Raw genomic sequence first — 19,616 nt, forward strand, 5'->3', positions numbered from 1 at the left:
TTAATGGGCTTGTTCAAACGAAAGAAAGATGATGAGACTAAAACCAAATGTGATGTTTGTGGAACAGAGTTGCATGATCCTGAACGATTAAAAAGACACATGAAAAAAGCACATGGCAATATACCTGCTAAGAAATTAGATCCTAATGCAGGTGATGGTGGAACTTGGTAAATGGAACTCAGCTCAAGTCAGAAAACTAGCATTGTATTTGTAGGTGCTTTTCTTACTGCTGGGATTGTGCTCTCTACATTGGTATTCCCATTTTGGAATTTAATTCGTGAAGATGTTTTTGAAGAAGTGATTATCTTGAATAATGATAATGGGGTCTGTTATGTCGAAACTGCTGACACTATTCCTAAAATTATTGAGAATTGTACGATGAATCCTGGGGATGTTGCAACTATAAAGTTTGGAGAAGGTCTTGCGTGGGCAACAATTGTAGAGCCCTAATCGATGATTTAATATTTTAAACCAATTGAAAACTATCATGGATTGTATTTTTTGCAAGATTGTATCTGGTGAAATAAAATCAAAATTTTTGAAAGAAACAAAACATTCTATTTCATTCTTAGATGCATTCCCTCTTGCAGCAGGCCATGCTTTGATCATTCCAAAAAACCATCATCAAAAAATTCAAGACATGAGTATTGAAGAGAATACTGACCTCTTCTCACTTGTTCACCAAATGATTTCAAATGTGGATAAAATTACTGGGTCTACTTTAGTTGCAATTCATAATGGAAAAGATGCTGGTCAGGAAATCCCTCATGTTCATGTTCATCTGGTTCCTAGAAGTACTGTTGACTCTGCAGGTCCAATTCATAGTATGTTCAGTTCTAAAGTAAATGTATCTGAATCTGACATGGATGAACTATACGACAAATTGAAAATCTAATAAGGATACAATCTTTCTTTAGTTTCTGTATTCTCTATACTGATTGCTTTAGTTGGGCAAGTTTCTGCGGCATTCATTATTTTGTTTACACCTGCTCCTTTTTGATTTATTACTGATGATTTAGGGTTTGATCTGCTTTCTTTATTAATTGAAAATACATCTGGTGCAATCATTTCACAACTACAACATCCTATACACAAGCTTTCATCTACGTTGACAAAAAGATTTGGTTGTTCTTTTGGTTCTTGAGCTTTTTCAAATTCACCATTTTTTCCATCTGCACGCACTCGAGCATTGTAATCTTCCCAGAACTTTCGTTCATATTCTTTCCAAAAATCTGGATCTCCTTCTTCAAATTCGCGAGTGTATTTGCCCCAGTCTTGTTCTGGTATACTCCCATCATCTGGTGCTCCCCATTGAGGTTTTCTTTTAAAATCATTTTTTGGTTTGTTTTGAGTTGTATCTTGATAATTGGAATTGATTCTTTGATTGTGATTGTTTTTTAGATGGTTGTATGCTTCAGTAATTTTTTCAAATTCACCATTTTCAGATTTCCCATTATTTTTATCTGGATGCAATTCTAATGCCATTTTTCTATATGCTGCTTTGATCTCAGTTTGTGATGAACTTGAATCGACATTCAATACTCTGAGCGCTTGAAATGTATTCACTAGAAATAGAGAATTGTCATATGTTAAAAATAATTGCCTATCATTTACAGGTGATTTTGTTTATTCTAACAAAACTTCGTCATCTGCCTTCCATGCAGGTTCGACAATACATAAAAATTTCAAATCACTTGTTCCTACATTTTCAATAAATTGTTTTGAATTTGGTGGAACATAAACTGAATCATCTTTTTCTAGGTGAAATATTTCATCATTTACATGCAAAACCCCCGACCCATCTAAAATATAGAATATTTCGGTTGAACTCATTTTATGAAGTTTTGATTTTTTACCTGATTCCAATATGAACTGGGCTAAACTATAGTTGATTCCATTTAGTGTATTGTGTGGATGAAAATATTGTTTTATTTTAGTTCCTTCATTTCCTTGAATTAATTTGATCTCAGAATTTTTACGCAATGACATTTCATTTAGATGATCTTTGAAACTTTTGTTTTAAAATCTGATTCATACCATTCTGTTTTGTATATTGCATTTTTCTTTGGAAGGATATTGATTGCAATATGTGAAAACTCTTTTTTCTTGTCAATTGAACCATGGGTGTGAAGTGTTTTTGCTGGAATGTGCACCATGTCCCCTTCATTGAGGCTGATTCTTTCGATTTTTTTAATTTTAAAGTTATTTTTACTTGTACCTGATTTTTTAAAGACTTCTAAACTTCCTTTCCCCTTTACTCCTACTAAAATCTGATTACCGTTATGTTGATGTAGTTTTGTTCTAGAACCTTTCTCAAAATGAACGTGATAGATATCTTGATCTTTTGCTTTAATTTTTTCTGAAAGAACTTTCATCCATGTTTTACCTGTAAACCAATCTGGATTTACATTTCTTTTATCGCCTGTCCCTGAAATGTTTGTTTTTTTCATTTTAAATCCTGGCTAGTATCTTCTTCTTCTTTTCTTGAAATTCTTTTTCTGTTAACACTCCTGCTTTCCTTAATTTGCCAAGTTTTTCAAGCATTTGCAAATCTTCTTCTGAATTAGATGTTAATTTTTTTGCAGAAGTAACTCCTTCGTTAATTTTTTTAATTCCTCTTGATTTTATTTTCTCTTTTTCTTTTAATGCTTTTTTACTTAATTGATCACTAGTTTTTTTTGCTTGAGATGCTGCCATTTCGCTAAACTCTACTGCATCTTCTAGTGCTTCGTCAGCTCTCTTAATTCCATCATCTATTGCTTTATCTGCTTTTTTTAGAAATCTCTCAATGTATCCTGTTTTCTTTTTTGCTGCCATACTAACTAGTTCTAAATTCTATTATTTAATCCCTAGTGGAATTGGTTTAATAGATAGAATTGTGTATTTAGAACAGTTTTGACTCAATCACCTTATGATGTAAAGACGGTAGTTTTGAGAAAAAATATTGATAAATCTGAAGCAATGGATATTGTTGAAGAGAAGAAAACTGATCCTTTCAAATCTTTACTTTCACGTCCAAAGAAAGAAGATGTTCATGTTCATTCTTTGAATTTATACTATGAATGCATCCTGATGGTTTCTGGAAAGTATGTTGCAGATTATTTTAGAAAAGCTAACCATACTATTTCTGTAGACTCTAATGTACATGAGGTCTCTCTTGGAGATGGTATTTTTCCAATACGTTCAAAATCTGGCATTACTAAAGCATTTGTTGGCAGTCGTGGTAAAAATAAAATTGATTTAAAATTAGAAGAACATGTTTTTGTGGAAGAAGAAGATGTATTGACGTTTGATCATCATGGTAGAGATGTAGAATTTCCTTTTAAAATTGATTCAAAAACTGTTGAAAATTATCCTCAGCAATTATTAGATGAAAATATCCAAAATACCAAAAAATCTGAAATGACCTATGATGATGCAGTTGAAAAACTTCAAACACAATTAAAAAAACCTCTTGAAACTGATGTGAGAAATTTGAATGAAGAATTTGTTTTATCTGATATTTCTGAGATCTTTATTCCAATATTTGAGGCTCGATTAATTGGCCCAAAAAAGAAGGTTGCAATTATTAGAATTGATGCTGTAAGGAAAAAAGTCCTTTAATCTATTTTTTAATTATTACAGATCTGAGAAAAAAGTTTATGCCTGAAAATTTCCCATATTTGGGATTTAATAAAATAAGATAATAATACAAAATATGAATATATGCTAGAATAAAACATGTTCATAAATTTGGGGTTGCTATCCGTTGGTTAATTGTATCCTAATTGATGATGATCCAGATATAGTAGATGTGTTCTCAGAATTATTACATACAATTAATGTGGATATTCTTGCAACTGGGAATAATGGTAAAGATGCAGTAGAGTTGTATAAAAAACACAAACCTGATTTAGTTTTGACTGATTTACAAATGCCTCGATATGATGGATACTATGCTGTTGAAAATATCAAGGATGTAGATTCAATGGCTAAATTTATTATGATTACTGGCGATTTGGATGTTCGTAATTCAAATCTTCTTAATTTATTGAACATCCCTATACTTCACAAGCCGTTTGATACTCAACAAATCAAACAAACTATTGATGATGTTCTTTTACGAGAAAATGAATTCCCTACTTCATTTCAAATTCAATACAAATTCAAAGAGGATGTTAATTATTACACTTGTACTGTAAACTATCAACAATATCGAAATTTTAAACTATTACCTGTGATAGAAGAATGTGAAATTACTAATCAGAAAAACACTAAATTATTCTATGAGAAAATGCAAAATGCCTTGAATCTAGCAACTGAAAATGATATTGCGCCCATTCGTAAATTATCTGAGGTGGTTTCTAATGACTGAATTAATGCCTATGAACTGGTCTAAAATTAATATGAAAGTATTATTTAATGATAATCATGACTGAGATTGATACATTTTTTGCAGCATCTCTTGAAAAGATGATTCGAGAGAATCTTGGAGAGACTACTTTCCATAGTATCCAGAATCGTCTATTTGAAAAATATGGTATTTCAATTACAAACTCGATAAAAGAATTCCACAAATTAGATTCTGTTTTGAGGGAATTTTTTGGGGCAGGGGCATCTGGTCTAGAGCAGAAATTCTTAGATGGTGTTTGTTGTATGAAATCAAAACAGGACAAGGCTGAAAAAAGATTTACGATCTCTGATCCTGAAATTAGTCAAGCTATTTTGAAAGCATTCAGCGATGATGAAATGTCAAAAATTCTAAATGCATCGATAGGTGAACCCTGGACTATATCTGAAATCTTAGAAAAATTAGAAATTCCAATAACTTCTGGATATCGAAAAATTAATTCTTTAATTGAAGGTGGATTACTAATTAAATCTGGATTTGATTTAACCTCTAATAATAGAGTGGTTGACAAATACAAATCATTATTTGATAATGTGAATATTGATTTTAACAATAAGGTTACTGTTCATGTACAATTTACTCCTGAAGTTATTTCAAATAGCACTGTGCTTCAAACAGTTTATGGTGAATAATTTTTTTAGTGTTTAATAGTTTCTAGAATTTACATTATTTTTTTTGTATTTGGTGGTTGTTCTATTTTTTAGAATTTTTGTATGTTACATCTTGACTAATTTTCTGAATTGATCATTAGAATGCAACTTTGTAAAAACTGGTTCTTCTTTTGCCCAACTTCTAATCATTTTTGGATTTTTAGAGATTGATTGTTTTAGTAACTCTAATGCTTGAGGGTATTCTCCTAATGCTGCTTTGCTTCTTGATTTTGCATAAATAATATTTACATTATCTTTATGTTTTGATAATATTTTATCAAAAATCTCAATTGCTTTTACATGCTTATCTAATTCTGCAAGTTCGATTCCTTTATGAAAAAATGCATCCATGTGACTTGGATTGTTCTTGTGCACAGAATTAAAACAATTTAATGCCTCTTCATGTTTTTTCATTTTACCTAGTATGATTCCTTTGTAAAACAATGCATTTGGTTTTCTTGGTTCTATTGAAATTGCTTTATCTAAAACTTGTAATGCCTCTTCTCTTTCTTGTAATTTGTCTAACAGTACTCCTTTGTTAAAATATGATGCTGCATTCTTTGGGTCGACTTCTATTGCTTTGTCATAGCATTCTGCAGCAGCTTGTATGTTTCCATTTTCTGCCATTGCTATCCCTCTGTTATTCCATGCTTGAGAATCTTTAGGATTAATTTCTAATAAAATATCAAAACATGTTATTGCATCACTGTATTTTTTAATTTGGTTTAATGCTAGGCCTTTGTTAAATAATGCTGTTGTATTTTTTGATTCTTGTTTTAGAATTTTGTTAAATAATGAGATTGCCCCCTTTGGCTGATTTTTCTCCATTAGTGACATTGCATTGTACATTAAATCCTCGGTGTTGTCCTTGGATCCAAACAGTCCCATAATTTCTCAAAAATGATATTGCTAATGAAAGTTTGGCTTGTTCCAAAAATCTGAATATCTTAATTCTTTAGTGTAATTGATCTAATTTCTTGTTTCATGGGATAGGCTTAATTTGTAATTGACTTTAGTAGGATTATTGTCATCCTCTGAAATTTCATATCTTTGTGAGAAGGTTCATGTTCATAGATGGCCAATGGATGGTCCAATTTGGAGTGATTCTGTCAAAAAGGAACTAGATGACTCTATAAATAAAAATCCAAAGAGAAAAAAAGTAACTATAAAAAAAGATGTCATTCAAATTGAGAATTTCAAATTTACTTCTCTGAAAAAAATTGGAATAACTGTACCTTTTTTCAAACAAGAATGCACTTTGATATTTGAGGCTCAGTTTAGTGCTCTTTTGGCACATGTTCATGTGACTGTCAAATCTGAAAATTACGTTGATGTTTTTACAGAACTTACATCTTGGAAAAACAAGACATTTCCAAACGATTCCTAAAATTCTTCTGATGCTTTGATCATTTTTTTGATGTCTTCTTTTGTATGGGCATCTGAAATTGCACCTAGTTTTCCAGGCAAAAAGAAAATTCCATCTTGTGCAATCATCTTGAAATGATATTTTGCAAGCATTTTACTATCACATTTTGCAGCATCTGCAGAATTTGTAATCTCAGTTATGCCGTCTTTTAGAAAATGAGTCATGAATAATGAGCCTTTGCCTGTTATTGCAACTTTACCATCAAATGCTCTTCCTATCTCTTTTCTTGCAAATTCTCCCAATGAGTTTAATTTTGAATACGTTGATTTTTTTGATTTTAAGAGACTGAGTGTTGCATATCCTGATGTCATGGATGCGGGATTTGCAGAAAATGTGCCTCCCCCAACATAACTACGTTCAGATTTTTTCTTCCCTCTAGTGTCTGCCTGCTCCATGATTTCCTTTTTACCACACATTACACCTATTGCCATTCCTCCACCAACAATTTTTCCTAATGTGACAATGTCGGGATTTAATTTCATGGTTGGATAGAGACATCCATATCTAAATCTAAATCCTGTCACAATTTCATCTAAAATAAATAATGAATTATTTTTGTGAACAAATTCTTCAATCCCTTTAAGATAATCTTGTGTTGCAGGAATGCATCCGCCACCTCCAAGCACTGGTTCAATTATTACTCCTGCCAAGTCTTTAGAATATTTTTTTAAAATCTTTAGTGAATTTTCTAAATCATTGTATGGAATTGAAACAATTTTTTCTTCATTAACTACTCCACTACTTTCTGATTCTGTAAATGGCCAGTTTACACTTTTTAATAAATCAGAAGTATATCCGTGCCATCCTCCATCAATCTTTGCAATAATATTTTTTCCTGTTACTGAACGTGCTAATCTAACTGCATACATTGTAGCTTCAGTACCTGATGTAACGTATCGAATTTTTTCAGCAACTGGAACTGCTTTGGAAATTAACTCTGATAATTTTATTGTCTGCTCATTAACTGTTCCATACATCCAACTTTTTTCAATTTGTTTTTGTAGTGCATCTTTGACATTTTTTTGACCATGTCCAAATATCAAAGACCAGTGACCCATCCAGTAATCTGTATACTTGTTGTTATCGACATCCACAAGCTTTGTTCCTTTAGATGATTTTACAACAAATGGATATGGTTCATAAAATCTTATGTTATGAGAAACACCATTTACATGAAGTCTTGCTGACTTTGCAAATAGTTTTGCAGATGTCTTTGTCTTTTTTTTATATTCAGAAATGTTACTCAAAAGTAATTTTCAAAATGAGATGTATCATTTTAAGTATCAAAATATCTTTGATTTTGAGAATTTTACACATCATCTGGGGCTTTAGATGTGATCTTGAAAATAAAATGTGTAATTTTTACAATATTTTGCCCCGATCAGGCATAATTTCACGTATGGTTTATATGGATTCTGGCTTTGTTGGCTTCTGCATACGTAACGCAATAGGCGGCGCTCGTGATGAAGTATGGCAAGATGCCACTTTGTGATTCATGGGCCTCCAGTTACGCATACAAGAATGAGGATTTGATTGAAAGATCAATATCTGAAATGTGAAGATTATGTGCATCCGTCAATTCCAAATTAAAGTACAAAAGTACTTCAATAATCGAAAATACAAAATATAATTCAGAATCCGGTTGATCCTGCCGGACCTGACTGCTATCGGATTGATACTAAGCCATGCGAGTCATTGTAGCAATACAAGGCATACGGCTCAGTAACGCGTAGTCAACCTAACCTATGGACGAGAATAACCTCGGGAAACTGAGAATAATGCTCGATAGAACACTATATCTGGAATGGTTTGTGTTCCAAATGATTTATCGCCGTAGGATGGGACTGCGGCCTATCAGTTTGTTGGTGAGGTAATGGCCCACCAAGACTATTACAGGTACGGGCTCTGAGAGGAGTAGCCCGGAGATGGGTACTGAGACACGGACCCAGGCCCTATGGGGCGCAGCAGGCGAGAAAACTTTGCAATGTGCGAAAGCACGACAAGGTTAATCCGAGTGATTTGTGCTAAACGAATCTTTTGTTAGTCCTAGAAACACTAACGAATAAGGGGTGGGCAAGTTCTGGTGTCAGCCGCCGCGGTAAAACCAGCACCTCAAGTGGTCAGGATGATTATTGGGCCTAAAGCATCCGTAGCCGGCTCTGTAAGTTTTCGGTTAAATCTGTACGCTTAACGTACAGGCTGCCGGGAATACTGCAGAGCTAGGGAGTGGGAGAGGTAGACGGTACTCGGTAGGAAGGGGTAAAATCCTTTGATCTATTGATGACCACCTGTGGCGAAGGCGGTCTACCAGAACACGTCCGACGGTGAGGGATGAAAGCTGGGGGAGCAAACCGGATTAGATACCCGGGTAGTCCCAGCTGTAAACTATGCAAACTCAGTGATGCATTGACTTGTGGTCAATGCAGTGCTGCAGGGAAGCCGTTAAGTTTGCCGCCTGGGAAGTACGTACGCAAGTATGAAACTTAAAGGAATTGGCGGGGGAGCACCACAAGGGGTGAAGCCTGCGGTTCAATTGGAGTCAACGCCAGAAATCTTACCCGGAGAGACAGCAGAATGAAGGTCAAGCTGAAGACTTTACCAGACAAGCTGAGAGGTGGTGCATGGCCGTCGCCAGCTCGTGCCGTGAGATGTCCTGTTAAGTCAGGTAACGAGCGAGATCCCTGCCTCTAGTTGCCACCATTACTCTCAGGAGTAGTGGGGCGAATTAGCGGGACCGCCGCAGTTAATGCGGAGGAAGGAAGGGGCCACGGCAGGTCAGTATGCCCCGAAACTCTGGGGCCACACGCGGGCTGCAATGGTAACGACAATGGGTTTCAAATCCGAAAGGATGAGGTAATCCTCAAACGTTACCACAGTTATGACTGAGGGCTGCAACTCGCCCTCACGAATATGGAATCCCTAGTAAATGCGTGTCATTATCGCGCGTTGAATACGTCCCTGCTCCTTGCACACACCGCCCGTCGTTTCATTGAAGTGAGCTCTTAGCGAGGTGACGTCTGATTGGCGTTATCGAACTTGGGGTTCGTGACAAGGGAAAAGTCGTAACAAGGTGACCGTAGGGGAACCTGCGGTCGGATCACCTCCTTAGACATGGAAAGTGTACGGGTGTACATAATCTTCACATTGAAATCATCGATGCAATGCATCACGAAAGTGGTGTATGAAGGATGTAGTGGGCCACTTACCGGTGGCTTGCAATGATCGTCGTGCATAGTCGTGTAATATGTGGCTGAATATACCGGTGTAAAGACGGTAATAGGTGGATTGCTAGGCTTGAGGAGAGATGAAGGACGTGGCAAGCTGCGATAAGCTCGGGGTAGGCGCACGCATCCTATGATCCCGAGATGTCCGAATGAGAATCTTGTGCTTATGCACATTCCAGTACATTAGTATTGGAAGTCGAACCGTGGGAATTGAAGCATCTTAGTACCACGTGGAAAAGAAATCAATTGAGATTTCCCAAGTAGTGGCGAACGAAAAGGAAAGAGCCCAAACTGAATCCTTCGGGAGATGTGGTGTTTTGGTATGATAATATGGAATCTTGGAACACAGCTGAAATGATCTGAAAAGTTCTGGCAAAGAGGGTGATACCCCCTTAGGCGAAGTGGAAAAAGTCCTATTCATACCCGAGTAGTTGTCCTTGGTAGTGGGCAATGAATATGGGTGAAAGTAGCATCCGAGGCTAAATATTTCTCAAGACCGATAGTGGACTAGTACCGTGAGGGAAAGCTGAAAAGTACCCCGGAAGGGGGGCGAAAAGTGCATGAAACCTATTACTTACAGACGTGCGTGGCATGGAAGGTGATTTTTTCAGATTAGAGATTCTAGCAATAGATTTGAAGATTTGATGTTCAAATCATCAGTGTCACGCGTTCCGTCTCGAAACACGGACCAAGGAGCTAACTGTCATGGCAAGCTTAAACCTGTAAAGGTGTAGGCGAAGGGAAACCGAGTTCTCGCAGATTCGCAAGAATTCAGGAGAAGCGTGTGAAAGTGCGTTGAGTCATGGCGGCTAGGCTAGAAGCCAGTCGATCTATTCCTGAGCTAGATGAAGGCGGGCGAAAGCCCGCTGGAGGTCTTAAGACGTTCTGACGTGCAAATCGTTGTTGTGACTTGGGAATAGGGGTCAAAAACCAATCTAGACTGGCGCTCGCTAGTTCCAACCGAAGCGTCTCGCAGGGCGTGGTTTGTGGAGATAGCATTTCCGGTAGAGCACTGATAGAAGGGCGCGGGGGAGAAATCCCTCACCCTCCATTCAAACTCCGAACGGATATGCATCGCAGAAGCAAGCACACGGGCTCGTGTGGCGTAAGGCTCACGGCCGAAAGGGGTTTAACCCAGACTGAAGTTAAGGTCCCCAAATTTTTGCTAAGTGTCAAGCTAAAGAGCGTGTTCTCGCCAAGACAGCAGGGAGGTAAGCTCAGAAGCAGCTATCCTTTAAAAAGTGTGTAACAACTTACCTGCCGAGGGGGGATGCCTCAAAAACGGACGGGGCTAAAGCAAAATACCGATACTTTGGATAATCATCAGTGGATGATTCGTGGTAGGTTGGCGTAGTGATTGGGTCGAAGCAGGGCGATGACGTCCTGTGGACCGATTTCTATTGCAGATCTTGGTGGTAGTAACAGCATAGTATAGTGAGAATCTATACCACCGTAAGCGCAAGGGTTTCCAGGCAATGCGTTATCAGCCTGGAGGTAGTCGATCCTAAGATGTACCTCAACAGAGTACACCGAATGGGAAACTAGTTAATATTCTAGTACCTTGTATCAAGCGTTTGAGCTATATGGTTCGCTTCCGGATAGGGTTTGTACAACCATCGTTGTATCTAACTATTCGAGGGTGGAGGAGTGTCGTAATGACGAGAACTCACCCGAGGTAGGAATGGCTTCGCGTTAGCGAAGTTTTCTCGAATCCAGGAGACCATGAAAGATTGTGTAGTTAGTAAGATACAAGTTCGTACCCAGAACCGACACAGGTGCGCTGGCTTAGAAAGCTAAGGTGCTACGGGTATACCGTATGGCGAGGGAATTCGGCAAATTAGTCCTGTAGCTTAGGTATAAGGGATGCCTGCGGTCTTCATGAGGAATGGGGACCGCAGGTTGCAATGACAAGGGGGTTTCGACTGTTTAATAAAAACACAGGCGACTGCTAGTCCGAAAGGATTTGTATAGTCGCTGAATCCTGGCCGGTGCCGGTACCTAAAACTTGGGTTCAACCGAGCTAAGGGCCGGTTAACGCCGGGAGTAACTCTGACTCTCTTAAGGTAGCCAAATGCCTTGTCGGGTAAGTTCCGACGCGCATGAATGGAACAACGAGAGCCCCACTGTCCCCGCCTACAACCCGGTGAAGCCACATAAGGTGGACGAACAGTCCATCAACTTCCATCGGGGAGAGAAGACCCCGTGGAGTTTTACTGCAGCTTGTGCTTGTGGTATAGTAAGAATTGCACAGGGTATCTGGGAGCTATGCCTAACATTCCCCGGGATGTTAGTGAAGCAACGATGTAACACCAGACTCTTTTTGCAGTACCACTTATCCAGTGAAGACCGGAGACACGTGCAGGTGGGCAGTTCGGCTGGGGCGGCACCCCTTTGAAAAGATATCAAAGGGGCCCAAAGTTGAGTTCAAACGGGGCAGAAATCCGTTGAAGAGGGCAAAGCCAAAAACTCGACTGAATGGATTTCCAAACGCACGGAATTCATAGACGAAAGTCTGGCTTAGCGATCCTTCGTGTGCCCACTATTGGGGCCCGGAGGTGACAGAAAAATTACCCCAGGGATAACAGGCTCGTCGCGGGCGAGAGCTCCTATCGACCCCGCGGTTTGGTACCTCGATGTCGGCTTTTCCTATCCTGGTCCTGCAGCAGGGGCCAAGGGTGAGGCTGCTCGCCTATTAAAAGGGAACATGAGCTGGGTTTAGACCGTCGTGAGACAGGTCGGTCTCTGCCTGATGGAAGCGCGAATAACTGAGGGGAAGTTGCTCCGAGTACGAGAGGAACAGAGCAGCGTGGCCACTGGTTTACCGGTTGTCTGATAAGGCAGGCCGGGCAGCTAAGCCGTTTAGGCTAAGTGCTGAAAGCATCTAAGCACGAATCCTATCCCGAGACAAGTTATTCTTTCGTAAGATGAAGGTCGGCAGCAAAATACTGCGTTGATAGGAAGGTGGTGTAGATCACAAGCTTCGGCGAGTGGTGAGCCAGCCTTTACTAATAGACCAACACATCGGTTCAGCCACTTACATAGAGACTATGCGCGATGATCAAATTTCATATCATCAAGTGGATAACATAATACACGACTTGTACGATGATTTCATTTCAAATCATACATAGCGTAAGCTATGCATTTTTGATTTTCTAATTAACTCTTAGCGTAAGCTATAGATGAAATTATTTGAAATCTACCTTAGTGAAAACTATGCACGATTATTTACTCTGTTATTGAAAATAACACACAACCGCTTGTATTATATCAAATAAAAAATTAATTATGATAATGGGGCTTTCTGCATCTTTTAAAAAATTAAATTTAGATGTTGAGAATTTTGATGAAATTTTCTCTGATCATTCTATAGTTGCAGTTACTGATGCTGAAGGTACAATAATCTATGCAAATAAAAAATTCTGTGAATTATCAAAATATTCTGAGGATGAATTAATTGGGCAAAACCATCGCATTTTAAAATCAGATGAACATTCTGATGAATTTTTTACAACAATGTGGGATGCAATTACATCAGGACAAATTTGGGAAGGTGAGATAAAGAATCGTGCAAAAGACGGTTCACACTATTGGTTAAAATCTACTCTTATCCCTGTTGCTGACTCTGAAGATAACATTACACATTTTGTTGCAATTCGAACAGACATTACAAAAGAAAAAGAAATTGAATCAAAACTTTTGGAAGCAGAAGCAAAATTAGTAAAACAAAATGAAAATTTAATATCTCAAGTTGAAATAAAAAGTAGTGAACTAGTAAGATCTGAAAGATTGGCTACTATTGGAACTATGGCAAGTAGAATTGCGCATGATTTGAAAAACCCTCTGACAATTTTACACACTTATGCTGAAATGTTATCTCCTGAAATACTTTCAAAATTAGATTCTAAAGATAAAGAGAAATGGTTTAGAATGCAAAATTCTATTTTTGATATGAATAGAATTATTGAAGATGTTTTAGATTTTGCAAGAACTACTGAAATTAAAAAGAAACCTATCTACATTCAGAGAATTCTAAAATTGGCTATGAATCACGTAAAATCTTCTTATGGTGTTGTGATTAATTTGTCTGAAAATGATTTCAAAATTAATTGTGATGAAAGAAAAATTGAGGGTGTTCTATCAAACATAATCAATAATGCTGTTCAAGCTATTGATGGTCAGGGAGAAATTGATGTTGAGATTGAATCTGATTCTGAATTCCTAACTATTTTGATCAAAGATTCTGGCCCTGGTATTTCTGGTGAAAATTTATCTAAAATATTTGAGCCCATGTTTACTACTAAAACAACTGGAACTGGTTTGGGATTGGTAATTTGCAAAAGCATTGTGGAACAACATGGTGGGTCTATTTCTGTTTCAAACAAACCTACTACTTTTACACTGAAACTTCCAATTCAATAGATGGATTTGTTTTCTTATTCAAATGTAGTATCAATTGTAAATGAAGCCAATGCATTACAAATGATTGGCTCACCTGCTGGGATTGTAGGAGTAAAAATTACTATGTGGTAATCTCCGGATTGACCTGTAAATTGGAATTTTCCTTCCCATGATTCTTGTTCATCTAACATTGGTGATGAAGGAATTAAATCAAAAGAATTTTCCATTGTTTCTGAATTTGTCTGGATGAAGTTATCTCCAGTTTCAGGAAATTGTGAATATGTTGAAACTGAATCAATTACAACTGTGTTTATTTGTCCGTCTGGATCATATTTCTTAAACCATTCATTTGTCATATCAAATTCTTCATGGAATGATTCGGTAGAATGTTTAACTGGTGCAGAAAATCCAATTTTTAATCCTGCAGTATCGACAGTATTCCCTTTAAGGCATTCTGATGTCATTTTAATGTCTACTTCATATGGTTTGTTAGGTTTTTTTGGTTTGAGAATTTTTAGATAGATGTCATTGTCTCCATCATAATCTAAATCCGCACTGCCTTCAAGATGTATTAATTTTAATTTTTTAAAGTTAGGATCTTTTAGAGCTTTCTTGATTTGATCCCATGCTTTGACATAATTTTTCAAAGCTTGAGAATATTTTTCATCTTCCAATAATACATTTCCTTTATCTATTTTCTCAATGGCTTTTTCAATTTTTTTAACTCCTTTATCACTCATAATAATTTCTTCTAGTTCATTTATTGCATTTTCTACAAGTGATTTGTCTAATTGTGTGATGTTGATGTTGATATTTTTAATTTCATCTTTAATTTCATTAGATAATTTTTTATCTTTTAAAATATTTTCTAATTTCTTTATTGCCTGTTGATCTGCATTTAGAACTTTTTTACCATGTTTAAAATTAATTGTAGATTCATCTTTCCAATATTCTGAATTAAGACTTTTTTCTAATTTCTTTATTGCTAATTCTAAATTCTTTTTTGATTTTTTACTTATGTTATCATCGTTTTTGATATTCTCTAATTGGTTAATGATGTCTTGTTTTTCTTGTTGTACAGTAGAGGCAAAAATTTCAAAATTACCTGAATACGTCATTGATAATAGTAATACTGAGAATACTGTTACTGCAAATCTTTTCATTTCTCTATTTTTGTTCATTCTACTACATTGACACACGTCTATAGACGATATTACAAGTTATTCCGATTTTCCCTATATTGGGAATTAATTTGAAAGTAATTACTCTTCAAATTCGATATCTTTTTGAAGTTCTTCTGGTAGTCCTAACCACCATTGTTTGTTTTCATCAGACATAATTTTTCAAAGATCTGATCTTGCTAATAGATCTGTTGGTAAAATCTTCACAGTATTTGTTTAACAAAAAATGACAAAATCTAGTCTTTGGTATATTTTAAATCTGAATTAGCCTCATCTTCTTTTAATTTAACAACTATTGTATCTCCTATTTTATTGAATATCCTTTGACGTTTTTCATTTGTTAGAATCCATCCTAGAATGATGTCTATTGGTAGTAGAAATGATTTTCCAAAACTGCTAATCATAATTCCTTTGAGGTCAGCTTTTTGACCTGTAATTCTGACTATCTTCAAATTAAGAATTTTTTTGCCAATTGTTTGTCCTGTTTTGTATTCTAAAATTACCCAATAGAGAAAGAATATGCTACTTGTGGGGATGTATTGTATGCTTTCTGCCCAAAACTCTACATTTTCAAATTCATAATACATTGTTCCAAATAATGCAAAAATAATTGATGTTGAAATAATTGAAATTATTATAAAGTCAATTAACCATGCAGCAAATCTATCTGTCCATTTAGCTAGAATTATTTTTGATGGGGAATTGTCTTGTGGATCGGACATGTAAATTCATTTTTTGAATCACTAAAATATGTTCATCTTTGGTTAACACTTTACCTATAATAGATGATTTATCTCTCTGATATGATTTACATTCATGAAAGCAAAATTTGGTACATCTTGCATCTCTTGTGGTGATAAAATTCAACCGGGAAAAGAGATTACAAAAAATCAAGACGATCAGTGGGTACACAAACACTGTGCTGAAGATTCTGAAGGTTTACCTTAGGAATTAATAGTCTATAGATGATATAAAATTTGAAAATATTTTTGACTACTATTAATCTCCTTGATCTTTTCTTATGGACTTTTCGTAGGAACGAAAAAGATGTTGTAAATCTTTACAATACTTTGTCTCCTGTTATGCAACTTGCCACTGGTGGAGATATGCTGAATTTTGGATATTGGGATGCTAAAAATAATACTCCTATCTCTGCACAAGAAAATCTATGTACTGTTTTTGCTAACATGGCAGAATTAAATTCTTGTAAAAATATTGTGGATGTAGGCAGTGGATTATCTGCACCTGCAATTTTTTGGCGAAACAATTTTGAAAATTTGTCTATATTTTGTGTCAATATTAATTATGATCAGCTTTCTCATTCAAACCCACAACAAAAAATTATTTTTTTAAATTCCTCTTCTACAAAATTACCGTTCACTGATAACTCTGTAGATAGAGTATTGGCATTGGAATCTTCACAACATTTCAAGCCTTTCTCTGATTTTATTTTAGAATCTAAAAGAATTTTATCTGATTCTGGCTTGTTGATTTTGGCAATACCTATCACACTTACATCCTCATCTATTTCAAAATTAGGGATTTTAAAATTTACTTGGTCCTCAGAACATTATAGTTTAGATGATGTGAAAAAAATTATTGTTTCTGGAGGATTTACAATATCTGAAGAAAAAATGATTGGTTCGTCTGTCTATGATCCTTTGGCTGATTATTATGTGGAAAATAGAGATGAATTAAAGAAATCCATTTTGAAACAATATTCTCCATTTGTTGAAAAAGTATTATTCAGATCTATTCAAAAAATGAAAAAAGCATCACAAGATGGGATAATTGATTATGTCTTGCTGAAATGCCATTTGTAGTTAAATTTTTGACTGCTATAGGCTAGGTTTTTATTTTTGATAATTTATTTGAAAAATATGTCTGATACTTTGTATGCTCAAAAATGTGCCAAATTATTAGAAGAAACTGAAATTCGTTTTGCTGGAATTGTTGATAAAGATGGTAAACTGATCTCTGGAGGTTTTAAAAAAGGTCTAGTTCCTTATGAGGGTGATGAGACTAAGTTACAGTCATTTTTTGATTTTGTTTCAAAAGCATCCATACGAAAAGAGTTTGATGAAAGCCTAGGTCCAATCAATTATCTTGCTGCAAGACGTGATAAAGCAGTTTTAGTAAGTTTCCCATTTCCTATCACACAAATTTTACTATTGATTTCAGCAGAACCTACTGTCAATATTGAAACCTTGGCAAAAAAAGTTGTAGAGATCTTCACTGATGTTAATTAAACATAATTGAATTATCTGACGAATTCTTTAATTAAGCGTATTGAAGATGAGCATTAGTTCATGAATTCTAGTTTTCTTGTATTGTTATTGATATTTCCGATTTTCCTTACTCCGTCATTTGCAACTGTGAATGATTTCACTACTGACAAAACATTGTATCATACTGATGATACTATTGTAATTTCTGGCAATGTGGATTATGATCCTGAATTACTATCTATAATTATTCAAATTATTACCCCTAGTGGTACTGGTTTGGCTCATGTTGATAGTGCTATTCCAAATACTGATGGATCATTTTCAAAAACGATTAATGCCGGAGGTCCAACTTGGTCTGAAAATGGTCAATACACAATCAAAATTTCTTATGCTGGAAATCTTGAAAAATTTATGGAGTATGAAAAATCCTCTGAATATGTTCCTCCAACTACACCCAATATTGCCCCTAACACTACGCCAAACACTAAACCAAATCCTACTCCTACAAACATTACGCCAAACATTGATGATGATCATCCTTTTACTGAAAATCCAAAAATGATAATTTTAGGTTTCCCTGCTTTTGATAAATCGCCACAATACTATATTGATAGATACAATGCTGAATCAACATATCGTTCTTGGTTTGATTCTCAATTCCCACTTTACGATATAGATGAAGTTGTAGGCTATTCTCCTACTCACATTGAAAATTTCCCTGCTTTTGATAAATCGCCACAATACTATATTGACCGATACAATGCTGAATCAACATATCGTTCTTGGTTTGATTCACAATTTCCTGAGAGAACCATTTATGATATTTTAGGATTTTATACATACATCCCTGATTGGATTAAACTCTATGCTCAAAATTGGGCTATTGGTGGGATTTCTGACACTGAATTTATGTCTGGCTTAAATTTTATGATACAAAATAAAATTATAGTGATTCAAAATCTTGAAAATAATTCCCTTTCCACTGATGATATTCCTTCTTGGTTTAGAAATACTGCTCATTGGTGGTCTACTGATTTAATTTCTCAGCAAGAGTTTATCAACTCTATAAAATATCTTATTCAAGAAGATATAATATCCATTGATTAATTTAGAATCATTTTAATTCTGTATGTGTATAGTTTTGTCATGAAAGCAACTTTTGGTGCAGGATGTTTTTGGCATGTTGAAGATTTACTCAATAAAACTAAAGGAGTGAAATCAACTGCAGTAGGATACATTGGTGGTCAACTCCCAAATCCAACATATGAAGAAGTTTGTACTGATAAAACAGGACATGCAGAAGCTGTTGAAGTTGATTATGATCCTGATGAAATCTCATTTGAAGAATTACTTGACATTTTTTGGTCAAACCATAACCCTACAACACTAAATCGTCAAGGTCCTGATGTAGGAATTCAATACCGTTCAGCAATTTTCTATCATGATGAAAAACAAAAAGAAATTGCAGAAAATTCTAAAGAATCACTTCAAAAATCAGGGAAATTTGATAATCCTGTTGTCACTGAAATAGTTCCAGCCCCTACATTTTACAAAGCTGAAGAATACCATCAAAAATATTTCAAAAAACACGGACTTTCTTAGATTATTTTACTATTACAACTGGAATCTTTGATGTATGGATTACATAATTTGAAACACTTCCAAAGAACATTGCTTTAGTAGAACTTCGTCCTCGTGAGCCCATAACGATCATATCAAAATTACCTTTTCCTTGTGCAAGTTTGATAATATTATATCCTATTTCCCCTCTGGCTATTTTTTCATTAAATACAATGCCATTTTTTGCAGCAAGAGTTTTTGCCTCATCCATGAATTTTTTAACTTCTACATTTAGTGATTTTTCTACCGAGCCTACGCCTCTGAATTCAGAATGTGGTGGGGCATAAATTGAATATATTCCTGTAAGTGTTGCACCACAACTTCTGGCTAGTGTAATTGCCGTCTCTAATCCTCTGATGGAATTTTTAGATCCATCTAGTGGAACTAGTATTTTTGAAATTTTCTTTTTTATCACATTTTTTAGCTACAGTTGATCCTAAAAAACATACATTCTATTTTCATTTAATCGTGATTTTCTTTGTGTGATGTCTGTTGA

General features: G+C 35.5%; 22 protein-coding genes and 2 rRNA genes. 15 read left to right on the plus strand and 9 right to left on the minus strand.

The genetic code is table 11. The features are described 5' to 3' along the window. The first annotated feature begins 3 nt into the window (after positions 1-3). From C5F49_RS03595 to C5F49_RS03605, 3 genes are read left to right on the plus strand one after another with little or no spacing between them, the layout of a single operon-like run. A complete protein-coding gene (locus C5F49_RS03595) occupies positions 4-171 on the plus strand; it encodes a hypothetical protein (RefSeq protein WP_179363373.1) in 168 nt (55 codons plus the stop codon). Next, a complete protein-coding gene (locus C5F49_RS03600; protein ID WP_179363374.1) occupies positions 172-450 on the plus strand; it encodes a hypothetical protein in 279 nt (92 codons plus the stop codon). It abuts the gene before it with no gap. A 37-nt stretch (positions 451-487) separates the two neighbouring features. Further along, positions 488-895 carry an HIT family protein gene (locus C5F49_RS03605; protein WP_179363375.1) on the plus strand — a complete coding sequence of 136 codons (408 nt, stop codon included), beginning with the start codon at positions 488-490 and terminating at the stop codon, positions 893-895. Here C5F49_RS03605 and C5F49_RS03610 read toward each other — a convergent pair. Genes C5F49_RS03610 through C5F49_RS03625 form a run of 4 tightly spaced genes read right to left on the minus strand, consistent with a single transcriptional unit; the run spans position 892 to position 2,817 of the window. Beyond that, positions 892-1,566 carry a DnaJ domain-containing protein gene (locus C5F49_RS03610; RefSeq protein ID WP_179363376.1) on the minus strand — a complete coding sequence of 225 codons (675 nt, stop codon included), beginning with the start codon at positions 1,564-1,566 and terminating at the stop codon, positions 892-894. The genes C5F49_RS03605 and C5F49_RS03610 overlap by 4 nt on opposite strands. A 60-nt stretch (positions 1,567-1,626) precedes the next feature. Then, positions 1,627-1,989: a cupin domain-containing protein gene (locus tag C5F49_RS03615; RefSeq protein WP_179363377.1), complete on the minus strand. Its 363-nt coding sequence runs from the start codon at positions 1,987-1,989 to the stop codon at positions 1,627-1,629. A 5-nt stretch (positions 1,990-1,994) separates the two neighbouring features. Further along, on the minus strand, positions 1,995-2,450 hold the full coding sequence (locus C5F49_RS03620; RefSeq protein WP_179363378.1) for a cupin domain-containing protein: 456 nt from the start codon (positions 2,448-2,450) through the stop codon (positions 1,995-1,997). Position 2,451: 1 nt separating this feature from the next. Beyond that, positions 2,452-2,817, minus strand: a complete 366-nt coding sequence (locus C5F49_RS03625) for an SHOCT domain-containing protein (protein WP_179363379.1) — start codon at positions 2,815-2,817, stop codon at positions 2,452-2,454. Positions 2,818-2,895: 78 nt separating this feature from the next. On the opposite strand from C5F49_RS03625, the gene C5F49_RS03630 reads away from it, so the two are divergent. From C5F49_RS03630 to C5F49_RS03640, 3 genes are all read left to right on the plus strand, one after another. Then, entirely contained in the window at positions 2,896-3,603 is a 708-nt protein-coding gene (locus C5F49_RS03630; protein WP_179363380.1) for a hypothetical protein, read from the plus strand. 145 nt (positions 3,604-3,748) lie between these two features. Further along, on the plus strand, positions 3,749-4,354 hold the full coding sequence (locus C5F49_RS03635; protein ID WP_179363381.1) for a response regulator: 606 nt from the start codon (positions 3,749-3,751) through the stop codon (positions 4,352-4,354). A gap of 56 nt (positions 4,355-4,410) precedes the next feature. Next, entirely contained in the window at positions 4,411-5,022 is a 612-nt protein-coding gene (locus tag C5F49_RS03640; protein WP_179363382.1) for a winged helix-turn-helix domain-containing protein, read from the plus strand. Between the two features lie 84 nt (positions 5,023-5,106). Here C5F49_RS03640 and C5F49_RS03645 read toward each other — a convergent pair whose 3' ends face one another. Next, positions 5,107-5,928: a tetratricopeptide repeat protein gene (locus C5F49_RS03645; protein ID WP_179363383.1), complete on the minus strand. Its 822-nt coding sequence runs from the start codon at positions 5,926-5,928 to the stop codon at positions 5,107-5,109. A gap of 136 nt (positions 5,929-6,064) precedes the next feature. Between C5F49_RS03645 and C5F49_RS03650 the strand changes: the two genes are divergently transcribed. Continuing rightward, positions 6,065-6,427, plus strand: coding sequence for a hypothetical protein (locus C5F49_RS03650; RefSeq protein WP_246275379.1), 363 nt, complete (start codon positions 6,065-6,067; stop codon positions 6,425-6,427). On the opposite strand, the gene C5F49_RS03655 is transcribed toward C5F49_RS03650, so the two are convergent. After that, positions 6,424-7,713 (minus strand): aspartate aminotransferase family protein, encoded by a 1,290-nt coding sequence (locus C5F49_RS03655; protein WP_179363384.1) that lies wholly within the window; start codon positions 7,711-7,713, stop codon positions 6,424-6,426. The genes C5F49_RS03650 and C5F49_RS03655 overlap by 4 nt on opposite strands. 388 nt (positions 7,714-8,101) lie before the next feature. Between C5F49_RS03655 and C5F49_RS03660 the strand changes: the two genes are divergently transcribed. The 3 genes from C5F49_RS03660 to C5F49_RS09580 all read left to right on the plus strand — a co-directional run bounded on the left by C5F49_RS03660 (position 8,102) and on the right by C5F49_RS09580 (position 14,112). After that, positions 8,102-9,572: ribosomal RNA gene (locus C5F49_RS03660) — 16S ribosomal RNA — on the plus strand. 149 nt (positions 9,573-9,721) lie between these two features. Next, positions 9,722-12,719: ribosomal RNA gene (locus tag C5F49_RS03665) — 23S ribosomal RNA — on the plus strand. Together the 16S and 23S rRNA genes form the textbook arrangement of a ribosomal RNA operon. A 265-nt stretch (positions 12,720-12,984) precedes the next feature. After that, positions 12,985-14,112 (plus strand): two-component system sensor histidine kinase NtrB, encoded by a 1,128-nt coding sequence (locus C5F49_RS09580; protein ID WP_246275380.1) that lies wholly within the window; start codon positions 12,985-12,987, stop codon positions 14,110-14,112. 14 nt (positions 14,113-14,126) lie between these two features. Here C5F49_RS09580 and C5F49_RS03680 read toward each other — a convergent pair whose 3' ends face one another. After that, positions 14,127-15,272 (minus strand): hypothetical protein, encoded by a 1,146-nt coding sequence (locus C5F49_RS03680; RefSeq protein ID WP_179363385.1) that lies wholly within the window; start codon positions 15,270-15,272, stop codon positions 14,127-14,129. A 236-nt stretch (positions 15,273-15,508) separates the two neighbouring features. Beyond that, complete coding sequence (locus C5F49_RS03685; RefSeq protein WP_179363386.1) at positions 15,509-15,994, minus strand: RDD family protein; 486 nt, start codon at positions 15,992-15,994, stop codon at positions 15,509-15,511. Positions 15,995-16,088: 94 nt separating this feature from the next. Here C5F49_RS03685 and C5F49_RS09680 point away from each other — a divergent pair, with 94 nt between their 5' ends. From C5F49_RS09680 to msrA, 5 genes are all read left to right on the plus strand, one after another. After that, complete coding sequence (locus tag C5F49_RS09680; RefSeq protein ID WP_281361124.1) at positions 16,089-16,220, plus strand: hypothetical protein; 132 nt, start codon at positions 16,089-16,091, stop codon at positions 16,218-16,220. A gap of 134 nt (positions 16,221-16,354) precedes the next feature. After that, the gene (locus tag C5F49_RS03690) at positions 16,355-17,095 is read left to right on the plus strand and encodes a class I SAM-dependent methyltransferase (protein WP_425489644.1); all 741 of its coding nucleotides are present in this window, start codon (positions 16,355-16,357) and stop codon (positions 17,093-17,095) included. A 57-nt stretch (positions 17,096-17,152) separates the two neighbouring features. Continuing rightward, the gene (locus C5F49_RS03695; protein WP_179363388.1) at positions 17,153-17,521 is read left to right on the plus strand and encodes a DUF6659 family protein; all 369 of its coding nucleotides are present in this window, start codon (positions 17,153-17,155) and stop codon (positions 17,519-17,521) included. A 60-nt stretch (positions 17,522-17,581) separates the two neighbouring features. After that, on the plus strand, positions 17,582-18,607 hold the full coding sequence (locus C5F49_RS03700) for a hypothetical protein (RefSeq protein WP_179363389.1): 1,026 nt from the start codon (positions 17,582-17,584) through the stop codon (positions 18,605-18,607). A 39-nt stretch (positions 18,608-18,646) separates the two neighbouring features. Then, a complete protein-coding gene (msrA, locus tag C5F49_RS03705; protein ID WP_179363390.1) occupies positions 18,647-19,102 on the plus strand; it encodes a peptide-methionine (S)-S-oxide reductase MsrA in 456 nt (151 codons plus the stop codon). Between the two features lies 1 nt (position 19,103). Here msrA and C5F49_RS03710 read toward each other — a convergent pair whose 3' ends face one another. Further along, positions 19,104-19,535, minus strand: a complete 432-nt coding sequence (locus tag C5F49_RS03710) for a universal stress protein (protein ID WP_179363391.1) — start codon at positions 19,533-19,535, stop codon at positions 19,104-19,106. Between the last annotated feature and the right edge of the window lie 81 nt (positions 19,536-19,616).

This window comes from Nitrosopumilus oxyclinae (assembly GCF_013407165.1).
Classification (GTDB): Archaea; Thermoproteota; Nitrososphaeria; order Nitrososphaerales; family Nitrosopumilaceae; genus Nitrosopumilus; species Nitrosopumilus oxyclinae.